The organism is Mucilaginibacter sp. SG564 (assembly GCF_013149275.1).
Taxonomy (GTDB): domain Bacteria; phylum Bacteroidota; class Bacteroidia; order Sphingobacteriales; family Sphingobacteriaceae; genus Mucilaginibacter.
The window spans coordinates 1-11,106 of sequence record NZ_JABGNA010000010.1 but is presented as its reverse complement, the minus strand read 5'-3'; the positions used below and the strand labels follow the sequence as shown (position 1 = coordinate 11,106).

At 46.2% G+C, this 11,106-nt stretch carries 6 protein-coding genes; 3 read left to right on the top strand and 3 right to left on the bottom strand.

The features are described 5' to 3' along the window. Nucleotides 1-289: 289 nt before the first annotated feature. From FHW89_RS21635 to FHW89_RS21625, 3 genes are all read left to right on the top strand, one after another. Nucleotides 290-3,433 carry a TonB-dependent receptor gene (locus FHW89_RS21635; protein WP_172337143.1) on the top strand — a complete coding sequence of 1,048 codons (3,144 nt, stop codon included), beginning with the start codon at nucleotides 290-292 and terminating at the stop codon, nucleotides 3,431-3,433. 28 nt (nucleotides 3,434-3,461) lie between these two features. Beyond that, nucleotides 3,462-4,964, top strand: coding sequence for a RagB/SusD family nutrient uptake outer membrane protein (locus FHW89_RS21630; protein ID WP_172337142.1), 1,503 nt, complete (start codon nucleotides 3,462-3,464; stop codon nucleotides 4,962-4,964). A 235-nt stretch (nucleotides 4,965-5,199) separates the two neighbouring features. Then, on the top strand, nucleotides 5,200-6,654 hold the full coding sequence (locus FHW89_RS21625) for an alpha-L-fucosidase (protein ID WP_172337141.1): 1,455 nt from the start codon (nucleotides 5,200-5,202) through the stop codon (nucleotides 6,652-6,654). A gap of 203 nt (nucleotides 6,655-6,857) precedes the next feature. Here FHW89_RS21625 and FHW89_RS21620 read toward each other — a convergent pair whose 3' ends face one another. The 3 genes from FHW89_RS21620 to FHW89_RS21610 all read right to left on the bottom strand — a co-directional run bounded on the left by FHW89_RS21620 (nucleotide 6,858) and on the right by FHW89_RS21610 (nucleotide 10,884). Further along, nucleotides 6,858-8,780, bottom strand: a complete 1,923-nt coding sequence (locus FHW89_RS21620; RefSeq protein ID WP_172337140.1) for an ABC-F family ATP-binding cassette domain-containing protein — start codon at nucleotides 8,778-8,780, stop codon at nucleotides 6,858-6,860. Nucleotides 8,781-8,953: 173 nt separating this feature from the next. Beyond that, complete coding sequence (map, locus tag FHW89_RS21615) at nucleotides 8,954-9,718, bottom strand: type I methionyl aminopeptidase (protein ID WP_172337139.1); 765 nt, start codon at nucleotides 9,716-9,718, stop codon at nucleotides 8,954-8,956. A 380-nt stretch (nucleotides 9,719-10,098) separates the two neighbouring features. Then, nucleotides 10,099-10,884, bottom strand: a complete 786-nt coding sequence (locus FHW89_RS21610; RefSeq protein WP_172337138.1) for an SGNH/GDSL hydrolase family protein — start codon at nucleotides 10,882-10,884, stop codon at nucleotides 10,099-10,101. Between the last annotated feature and the right edge of the window lie 222 nt (nucleotides 10,885-11,106).

Genomic DNA, 11,106 nt, shown 5'->3' with positions numbered 1-11,106 from the left:
ATCGCACTTATTTTTTACAGTGAACGGGCAGTTACGACTGTCCATTGATCATTCAATCCGGTTAATCTGTAGCTAATTAAATTTCCTGCTATGAAACAAGTTTTACCCCTGCCTTGTAATGGCCGCGCTTTGCCCAAAAAAATTGCCGATGGTGTACGCTGGCTACATTTATGGGCATATGGCTAAACGCTGATGGCCCGCATACCTCCAATTTAAACGCCTTGTGAGTGGTTCTGTCTGCATGTCGGCTGCTCCTGTTCATTAACCTGTAAACCAAAAATTTCCTGCTATGAAATTAATTTTTCCCCTGTCTTCCAGAGGTCCGGCTCTGGGCCTCAAGATCATGTATGTTGTATTGGCTGTATTGATGGCCATCACCACACCGCTAAACGCTAAAAGCTTACGAATCCTGCATTACTCATCCATTCTGCCCATTGATGTAAAGGGCAAAGTTGTGGATGAGAATGGCCTTGGTGTACCCGGAGCTACTATTAAAGTAAAAAATGTTGACAAAGCCGCGATAACCGATACGGAAGGCAACTTCAGCCTGAAAGGGCTTCCCGATGATGCCGTCCTGGTGGTTTCCTACGTGGGCTATATTACGCAGGAAGTAAACAGCGCTTCCGGCAATATGCTGATCAAACTGGTACCGCAATCAAAAAAATTAGATGAGGTTGTGGTGATCGGCTACGGCTCTGTTAAAAAATCGGACTTAACGGGCTCTGTGGGCACGGTAAAAGCCGAAACACTACAGGAGCGCCCGGTATCATCTTTAAACCAGGGCCTGTCTGGCCGTGTATCCGGTGTTAATGTGTCATCCAATTCTGGCCGGCCCGGTGCCCGGTCTAATATCCGCATCCGTGGCTCCAGTTCATTGAGCGTTTCCAATAACCCATTATATGTAATAGACGGGGTGATCCTGAACCCGGTTGATCTGCGTAACGGAAGTACGCCGATAGATTACCTTAACCCCAATGATATCGCCTCTATCGAAGTATTAAAAGATGCTTCGTCTACCGCTATTTACGGCGCGCGCGGCGCCAATGGTGTTATCCTGGTAACCACCAAACGCGGGACTTCGGGCGGTGGTAAAATTACTTATGATCCTGATTTCAGCATCGGTGTGCTGCCTAAAAAACTGGCGGTACTCAACTCCAAAGAATTTTTGGCTGTTGAGGACCTGGCTTACGCTAACGCTCAAAAATATGATCCCGTTGGATGGGCCACCGGTACAAAATATACCAATCCCAAAACCAAACGTACCAATCCTAAACTATTTGATGCCAACGGCAACCCGCTTTATGATACCGACTGGCAGGAAGAAGCATTTCAAAAAGCCTTTACCCAAAACCATCAGCTGGGTATTACCGATGGCGACGAAAAAAGAAACCTCGGCGCTTTTTTAAACTATCGTAACCAGGCGGGTTTGGCACGGGGTTCATGGCAAAAAAGATTTGCCGGCCGTTTTGTGTTTGACAGTCAGGTAAAAAGCTGGATAAAAATTGGCGGTACCTTGAGCTATACCAACCAGGACGATAAACAAGTTGATCAGTTGGATGGCGGCGGTATTACCATGATGCGCCAGGTGATCGAAGAGTTGCCTATTATCCCGGTAAGATATGCCGATGGAAGCTGGGCCAGCAACCGCGATTACCCGGGAATGGAGGGTGGTGATAATCCTTTAAGGATAGCTGCCGACAGGATCTCTCTTTTACATACCCAAACCTTGCTTGGCGACATGTCGGCCAATATTCACCTTGCCCCGGGATTGGATTTTAAATCTACCGTTGGTGTAAATATTATTAACCAGCGGGAGGATTATTCTGCTGTAAAAGGGATGCAATATATTTCGGATAATGGCGATGCTTCTGTAAACAATAACCGCTACAATTCATGGCAGTTTGAAAACTACCTCACTTATAATAAAAAGTTTGCCAAAATACACGCGGTAACTGCTATGGGTGGTGTATCCTGGCAGCATGTGGACAGGTTTGAAGACCAGGCAACCACACAGGGTTTTACCGATCCTTATTTCCAATTCAATAACCTGGGCGCGGGATCAAGTCCGCAGGCGCCTTATTCCAACGCGCAGGCGTATGGGCTAAACTCGTATTTTGGGCGTATCAATTATAGTTTTCGCGATAAATATTTAGTCACCTTTACTGGCCGTTACGATGGCTCCTCCAAATTTGGGGCCGATAACCAGTTCGCTTTCTTTCCTTCGGCGGCTCTGGCCTGGCGGGTAATGGAGGAGGACTTTATGAAGAATATCCCGGCTATTTCTAATTTGAAACTGCGGGCCAGTTACGGCGCTACCGGTAACTCCGAAATTCCGGCATACCGGGCTTTGGCGGGCCTGGGTAACTATAACGTTATTTTTAATGGCGAACGCAATATTGGCGTAGGCACCAACCGGGTAGCCAACTCAACGCTGCAATGGGAAAAAACCAAACAGCTTGATTTTGGGATGGAGCTGGGCCTGTTCAACAACAGGTTGAACCTGGAACTTGATCTGTATCGCCGCAAGGTAGATGGTATGTTGCTGGATGCCCCGCTGCCATTTTCCAGCGGTTACGGTAGTGTTTACTCCAACGTGGGCAGTATGGAAAACAAGGGTATCGAATTTACCCTAAACTCTACCAATATCAAAACCGGGGATTTTACCTGGAGCACCACCTTCAATATCTCGGTTAATAAAAACAAAGTGCTGGCCCTGGCCAATGGCAATGCCGATATATTATCGGGCAATGGTATCATCAGGGTTGGCCAACCTGTGGGTTCGTTCTTTGGCCGGGTTAGTTTAGGAACCTGGGGAACTGCCGAAGCCGCTGAAGCCAAAAAATACGGTATGTTGCCCGGCGATATCAAGTATAAAGACCTGAATAACGACGGCACGATAAACGACCTGGACCGTACCATCATCGGCAAAGGTATACCTGATGGTTTTGGTACTTTCCTCAATACCTTCCAGTATAAGGCCTGGTCGCTCACTGTCGATCTGCAATATACCTATGGTAATGATGTGCTCGACAGGAGTATCCACTCGGCCGAAGACAGGCAGGGTATCGCCAACAGTTATAAAACGGTGCTGAACGCCTGGACAGAGACTAATCAGAATACGCCTATAGCGCAGATCCGTCCTATCAATGCGTATTACACCACCAATAATGATAGTCATAAAGTAACCAACGGCTCGTTTATCCGCGGGCGCAATTTGCTGCTGGCTTATACTTTTCCGTCAAAAACTATTTCGAAATTAAAACTGAGCCGCTTAAGGATATATGGTTCGGTGCAGAATTTCTTTGTGGCCACCAAGTATAAAGGCTACGATCCGGAAGTTTCCAATTCCAGCGCGCCTTTTGACCAGGGCTTAACCCTGTATGATTATCCAAAGCCAAGGGTATTCCTGGTTGGGTTGAACATCGGATTATAATTTATCGCAAATATTTAAGAGAAAAAACATGAAAACTATCATAAGAAAATACGGCTTACTGGCATTAGCAGTCGCTACGTTGGGAGCCACCGGTTGTAAGAAATTTTTAAATGAAACCGACAGGAGTAATTTTACCATCGACAATTATTTTACTAAGCCCGAGCATGCCCGCAGTTCGGTAAATGCTATATATGCCAGCTTGCGCGACCCGATGAGCAGCGGTTTTGGCGGCGGTGCCTGGACAATGACAGAGTTTGCCACAGGACAGGCTGCTACCGATTTGGGACAGGCTGTGGACAGCTACTTTGTAAAAGACCTGCGCAATACCGCCGATAACGCCTATGGCCTGAGTTACTGGCAAAACTATTATAAGGGGATAGGTAATGCTAACTTATCCATAGCCAAAATTCCGGGGATAGCGATGGACGCTGCAGAGTCGAAAAGGCTGTTGGGCGAAGCACGTTTTTTGCGGGCCTGGTATTATTTTACGCTGGTACAGCTGTTTGGTAATATCCCGCTGATCACCGAGCCTGTTGATCTGCAATCGCCGCAATTACGCCCCAAACAGGCATCCGCAGAAGATGTTTATAAAGTGATCGTTGACGATCTGAAAACTGCTGAAGCATCCGGCTTACCATGGACTGATGCCAGCGGCAAGGTAACTTTGGGCGCAGTAAAATCGTTACTGGCCAAAGTATACCTGACTATGGCTGGTTTCCCCCTGCAAAAAGGCGCGGAGTATTATGACCTGGCATCCAAAAAAGCCGAAGAGGTGCTGGATTCCAAACAATTTAAATTGTTTACCACTTATGGTGATTTGCATAACCCGGCGAAGAAAAATGTGGATGAGAATATTTTTATGATCCAGTATAAAACACAGATCATCCCCGGCAACTGGCAGGAGTTGATCATCCCTTATAATAAAAACATCTCGGCCTACTCCAGCGAAACCGGGGGGATTTATGCTACCGGTGCCTTTGTACAATCCTACGATCCAGCTGATTTAAGGGCGAAAGAAGGTCAGTTTTTCTTTACCAAATTCACCAACCAGGACGATAGAACTAAGGTGGTTGACCTGGGCGGATATTTTCTTTATAAGATATTTGACGTGGTGGCACAAACAACAACCGCCAATAGCGATTTGAACTGGTCGCTTATCCGTTATGCCGATGTGTTGCTGATTTATGCTGAAGCCTCCAACGAGGTTGGCGGGCCGACTGCCAAAGCCTACGATGCGGTTAACCAGGTAAGAACGAGAGCTACATTACCCAACCTGAGCGGCTTATCAAAAGAGCAGTTCCGCGAAGCCATTTGGCGCGAACGCTGGTACGAGCTATGTTTTGAAAACATTACCTGGTTTGATATGGCACGCCTTCGCAAAGCATTTAATGTGGATACCAAAGGTTTTGATAATTATGTAGGGCATAAGTTTTCATACGGTCCGGTTTTAACCGAAAGAGAGTTGTTATTCCCGATACCAAGCCGCGAACTGCGGAATAACCCCAACCTGGTACCAACGAAGGGATACTAATTAATTAGTGAATTATTGAGTTAGTGAATTAGTGATTGGGGGAATTGTAAGATGAGCCTTCCGAAGTTTTTAAAACTTCGGAAGGCTTTTAACAGAGGTTGTCATCCTGAACTTGTTTCAGGATCCCACAGGACAAGCGGTTATACTTAGCACGTGGGGTGCCGAAACAAGTTCGGCATGACTAAAATTTATTATTATGGATTACATTAGTTAAACCAAATCAAAAATCAACCAAATGAAAAAAACATGGATGCTGTTGCTTGCGGTTTTGAGCTTCGGTATGGCTTCGGCCCAACGGTATGAGGCCAATTGGGCCTCCTTAAACACGAGAAAAATGCCCGAGTGGTTTCACCAAGATAAGTTTGGCATATTTATTCATTGGGGGGTATATTCCGTACCGGCTTACGCGCCGGTAATTGAAAACAGCGGCATGAGCTATGCCGAATGGTATTGGAACCGCATTGAGCCCAAAACGCCTAATGAGTTTACCGCTTTCCATAACAAAAACTATGGCTCCAATTTTTTGTATCCGCAGTTTGAACCTATGTTTAAAGCTGAAATGTTTGATCCGCAGCAATGGGCGCAGGTATTTAAAAACTCGGGCGCGCGTTATGTTGTGCTTACTTCCAAACATCATGAGGGCTATTGTTTATGGAACAGTCCCGAAGCCGACCGCGACTGGGGCCATCCCTGGAACGCGGTAACCGGCACACCCAAACGCGATCTGCTGGGCGACCTGACGAATGCCGTGAGACAGGAGGGATTGAAAATGGGTTATTATTATTCACTATATGAATGGTACAATCCGCTATGGCTAAAAGATAAAAAACGGTTTGTTACGGAGCACATGTTCCCGCAGTTTAAAGACCTGGTAACGAAATATAAACCTTCCATTATTTTTTCGGATGGTGAATGGGACCTGACCGATTCGGAATGGCATAGCCCGCAGTTGTTAGCCTGGTTGTTTAACGACTCGCCGGTGGCCAAAGAAGTGGTGGTGGACGACCGCTGGGGAAGTAATACCCGCGAAAAAAATACAGGCGCCACCTACACCACATCGGAGTATGGAGCAGGAAAAGATGCCAATGTGATCTGGGAGGAGAACCAGGGGATAGGGCATTCCTACGGCTATAACCGCAACGAGCAACTGGGCGATTATAAAAGCGGGCACGATCTTATTTTAATGCTGGCCGATATTGTATCGCGTGGTGGTAATTTACTACTGGATATTGGTCCCACGGCTGATGGGCGCATCCCCGTAATTATGCAGCAGCGCCTTACCGAAATAGGTAACTGGCTAAAAATAAACGGCGAGGCCATTTATGAAACAAAGGCCTATAAACAACCCTACCAGTGGAGCACGGGTATCAAGCGTGAAAAAAGCGGCAAAAACTACATGGCCGGCTTTAGTATTGCCCAACTGGTAAAACCCCAAAGAGATACTGCCTATGTAGAGGCCTTTTTTACCAAAAAAGATAAAGACCTGTACTGCATACTGCCTGCCTATACACCACAATTTAAGCTGCGTGCCTTTCATGCCGGCGCAAATACAGTGGCTACTGTTTTAGGAAGCAGCAAAGCGCTAAAATTCAAAAATGTGGGTAGCGACTGTATTATTGATCTGTCGGCATTAAAGCCGGGGGAGGTGTCTGCCGAATTATTGGTGATTAAGCTTAAGCAGGGGTTGTAGCGGTGAGCTTGAAATGATGTAAAAAAAGAGCTCCGAAGTTTTTAAACTTCGGAGCTCTTTAGAAAGGAAAGGCTTGTCAGTCTGAGCTTGTCGAAGACTCGCGCGCAGAGCCTGCACACCATGGTTCGACGGAACTCACCATGACACCATTTATTCGTTAATGTGCAAATCAAAAAGTTCCCCCTTCATGGGGCTAGGGGGCTCTATGCCTCCAACTCCATGATCTGTTCGGCCAAGTCTTCCCATTTTTGCTGAACCTGTTTGAGTTCTGCCTGTTTTTGGGTGTAGCTGGCGTTGGTATCTTTTAGCTTGTTGCTGTCGGTATAAATTTTATCGTCGGCAAGCTGGGCTTCCAGTTGCTTTACAACTTTCTCCAGTTCAGAGATCTGCTCTTCCATTTTGGCCAGGTCCTGGTTCAGTTTTTTAAGCTGTTGGAATTTGTTTTCGCCTTGGGGCTGTTTAGTCGGCTCCGGTTTCTTCTCTTCCTTTTTAGGCTGAGGTGCAGGGATATCCGTTTTTGGTTCCAGCTTGCGTTTAGCCGCCCATTCATCATACTCGGCATAAGTACCCGGGTAGATCTTGATCTTCTGATCTTCGATAAACCAGATCTTGTTGGCCACGTTATCCAGGAAATACCTGTCGTGCGATACCACGATAAACGTACCCTCATATTGTTCCAGCGCCTGGATCAGGATGTTTACTGATTGCATGTCCAGGTGGTTGGTAGGCTCATCCAGTACCAGGAAGTTGGCATCGGCAGTAAGCGCCTTGGCCAAAGCCACGCGCGATTTTTCACCACCCGATAGTACCTTGATCTTCTTGAACACGTCATCACCCGTAAACAGGAACGAACCCAGTATGGTACGCAGCTCCGTATCGGTATGTTTTGGCGCGAAAGCCTGCAGCTCCTGCAATATCTGGTTTTCCAGGTGCAGGGACTCTAACTGGTGCTGGGCGAAGAACGTAGTAGTTACATTATGCCCGGTAGTAACCTTGCCCTGGAAATCTTTATCGGCCGAGGCGATGATCCGCAACAATGTCGATTTACCTTTACCGTTGGCACCGATCAGGGCAATTTTATCACCTTTTTCAATTACGGCTTCGCCACCATTTAAAATATCAATAGCCGGGTATTTTTTAACGATATCCTCTAAAGTTATAACATGGCGGCCCGATTGCTTGCTGAAACGGAAGGCGAAGTTAACTGTCGGGTTATCATCGTCCACATCATCGATACGCTCCATCTTGTCGAGCATTTTGATACGCGACTGTGCCATTTTTGCTTTAGATGCCTTGGCCCGGAAACGCTCGATCAAACGCTCTTCCTGTTTTATTTTTGATTGCTGGTTTTTGAACTCACCGCGCTGAATTTCTTCGCGCAGGGCTTTCTCTTCCAGGTAAAAGGTATAGTTGCCCGCATAAACGGTCAGTTTTCCTTTGCGCGATTCCACCGTGCGGTTGATCACTTTATCCAGGAACCATCTATCGTGCGATACGATGATGATAGCGCCGTTAAATGCTTTCAGATAGTCTTCCAGCCATTGGATAGATGGTAAGTCAAGGTGGTTGGTAGGCTCATCCAGCAGCAGGATATCAGGAGCTTGTAATAATATTTTGGCCAGCATTACCCGCATCCGCCATCCACCCGAAAAGGTGTTGAGCTTACGTGCGCAATCACTGTCGCTAAAACCCAAACCGGCTAAAATTTCGCGGGCTTTGTATTCAATGTTATAACCATCAAGCAATTCAAACTCATGTTGTTTGTCGCTCAGCTTGTGTAAAAGATCTTCGGTATAATCGGTTTCCAGCTTTTTAAGCAGGTTCTCGATCTCATCATGCAGTTGGTTCTGACGCTCAAAAGCCTCCATAGCCACATGCACAATAGTTTTATCGGATGAGTATGACAGCAAATCCTGGTTAAGGTAACCCATGGTAAGGTCCTTAGCCATTGATATGGTGCCCGATGTAGGTTTATAGTCGCCTACAATAATTTTTAAAAGGGTAGTTTTCCCCGTTCCATTGGCACCTATTAAACCAATTTTTTCACCGGGTTTTATATGCCAGTTGGCTTCATCGTAAAGGGCCCGCGCACCAATCTCAAACGTAAGGTTATTTATAGCAATCATTTGCGCGCAAAGGTACGAAATTAAGCTTAAGGCTGAAAGCCTAAGGCCAAAAGCTTACTTGTTAATTACCAAAGCTTTAAGCTTTGTGATTAGAGCTTAAAGCCGAAGGCTAAAAGCATAAAGCTTATTAAAACTAAGCAGGGCTTTAAGCTTTCCGCTTTGAGCCTTCTGCTCTAATCCCAAATGCCGTTCTGTGCGGTAAATATTACCGGTTCGCCACCGGTTACCATAATGGTATGTTCATGCTGTGCCACAAAGCCGCCTTTATTGCCGGTTAGCGTCCAACCGTCGGCTTGGGTATCGGCAATGGTTGAACGTGTGGAAATGAATGTCTCTATGGCTACCACCGAATTCTTTTTGAAACGGACCGCGTTATATCTGTCGGCGTAGTTGGCTATTTCATGGGGTTCTTCGTGCAAACTCCTACCTACGCCATGCCCAGTCAGGTTTTTTATTACCGTGTAGCCTGCTTTTTTAGCTTCCGTCTCGATCAATCGGCCTATCTCCGATATCCGGACACCACCTTTAATGTTGCTGATAGCCTTTTTCAATATCTCTTTGGATGCTGCTACCAGTTTGCCATGGCCGTGGATATCCTCGCCCAATACAAACGAGCCACCATTATCGGCCCAATAGCCGTTTAACTCTGCCGATACATCAATGTTTACCAGGTCGCCTTCTTTCAGGATCTTATCGGCTGAAGGTATGCCGTGCGCTGCCTCTTCGTTAACGCTAATACAGGTATAACCAGGGAAATTATAGGTTAAAAAAGGTGCGGAACGCGCACCCATCTGTGCCAGTAATTCGCCGCCGTACTCGTCAAGTTCTTTTGTTGAAATGCCCGGTTGGGCAAAGTCACGCATCTTTCTGAGCGTAATGGCAACAGCATCACTTACCTGCTGCATCCCAATTCTTTCGTCTTCGGTAGTTATCGACATGGTTAACGTATTTATCTGTGACAAAATTAGTAATTAATACACTTATCAACGTTTACCTAACGTCAGTTTATGATTGCTCATCCATCTCCATTTTAAATTAACCCACAAAATAGAAAGCGTACTGAAAAGAGTTCGGTAAGCAAGTTTGTGATTAGGAGACTCCGTTGGAGTCGGGAATTTCCTCAAATTTTTCTATAAACAGGTGGTCTCTCTGAGGTCGAATCTCATGCGAGGTATACTATTATATGATAAACCATTTGCCGGCCCCAAGGGGGCCACGTGTTTATAGTCCCAAAGTGTGAATTAATAGGCTCCGTAGGTGCCTCCTATTGGAATTCAGGTTGATATTTTATGGGGTAACTTAAACTATCACTCACCGCTCAGGCTCCTACTGCTTTAAGCCATGTTTGGGCCATCAGGGCTTCGCCGGGTACAGCGGGGTGTACGCCGTCCATGCTCCAATAAGGTGCGGGGGCTATCTCCAACGCTTTATCAAACGCTGCCTGGTAGGGTACAAAAACAGTCCCGAACTCGGTAGCGATATCGCGTGCGGCCTTGCGGAACAGATCAAACGTAGGATACCACTTATCATCAACAGCGCGTACGCCCTTGGTGGCAAATGGTTCGCAGATCACCAGTTTAACATCGGGTAAGGTTTGTTTAGTAAGGGTAAGCAGTTTTTTATAATCGGTGATGTACGTATCAATAGTGCCGGTATAACCGCCGGTGAGTGTGTGCCAAAAATCATTTACGCCGATGTGGATACTCAGAATATTGGGTTTCAGGTCAAGGCAATCGCTGGTCCAGCGTTCGGCCAGCTGATAAACTTTATTGCCGCTGATGCCTTTGTTGTATATTTTCAGATCCTTGCCGGCATGATCAATCAATAGTTTTGAAGCGGTAATGAGGGTATAACCCGAGCCCAGGGAACTGGTGGTATTGGGTTCAGTTTTTTTATGATCGCGGCCCCAGTCGGTAATGGAATCGCCCTGAAATAAGATCACATCACCGTTATTGAATTTTAATTTAGGCGCGCTTTTTTCGGTAGCCAGCGCTGCCGATACAATTTGAGGGATACCCACCGCGGCCATACTGCCAACGGCTGTGGTTTTCAAAAAATTACGACGTCCCTGTTTAAAGGTGTCTCTTAGTTCTTTTCTGGTCATTGAGGTTGTTTTAGGGATAACTGATTTTTCGAAAATACAGATTTGTGGTGTGTTTTTAAATAAAAGTTGCGGTACCTGCATGGCGTCGAATGACTCACCCGGGCAAGTATACCCCACGCGTCATTGCTGTAAGGGTTTAGTAATTCGAGGACAAGCTAGCGGGTTTATTTTTGGTTGTTTAGGGTGATCATATCAATAGGTTTTTTTCCACCAATACCTTGA

Bases quoted from the DNA above. Each gene is read 5' to 3' on its own strand.
- FHW89_RS21635 (WP_172337143.1), top strand. From the start codon at position 290: ATGAAATTAATTTTTCCCCTGTCTTCCAGAGGTCCGGCTCTGGGCCTC.
- FHW89_RS21630 (WP_172337142.1), top strand. From the start codon at position 3,462: ATGAAAACTATCATAAGAAAATACGGCTTACTGGCATTAGCAGTCGCT.
- FHW89_RS21625 (WP_172337141.1), top strand. From the start codon at position 5,200: ATGAAAAAAACATGGATGCTGTTGCTTGCGGTTTTGAGCTTCGGTATG.
- FHW89_RS21620 (WP_172337140.1), bottom strand. From the start codon at position 8,780: ATGATTGCTATAAATAACCTTACGTTTGAGATTGGTGCGCGGGCCCTT.
- map (WP_172337139.1), bottom strand. From the start codon at position 9,718: ATGTCGATAACTACCGAAGACGAAAGAATTGGGATGCAGCAGGTAAGT.
- FHW89_RS21610 (WP_172337138.1), bottom strand. From the start codon at position 10,884: ATGACCAGAAAAGAACTAAGAGACACCTTTAAACAGGGACGTCGTAAT.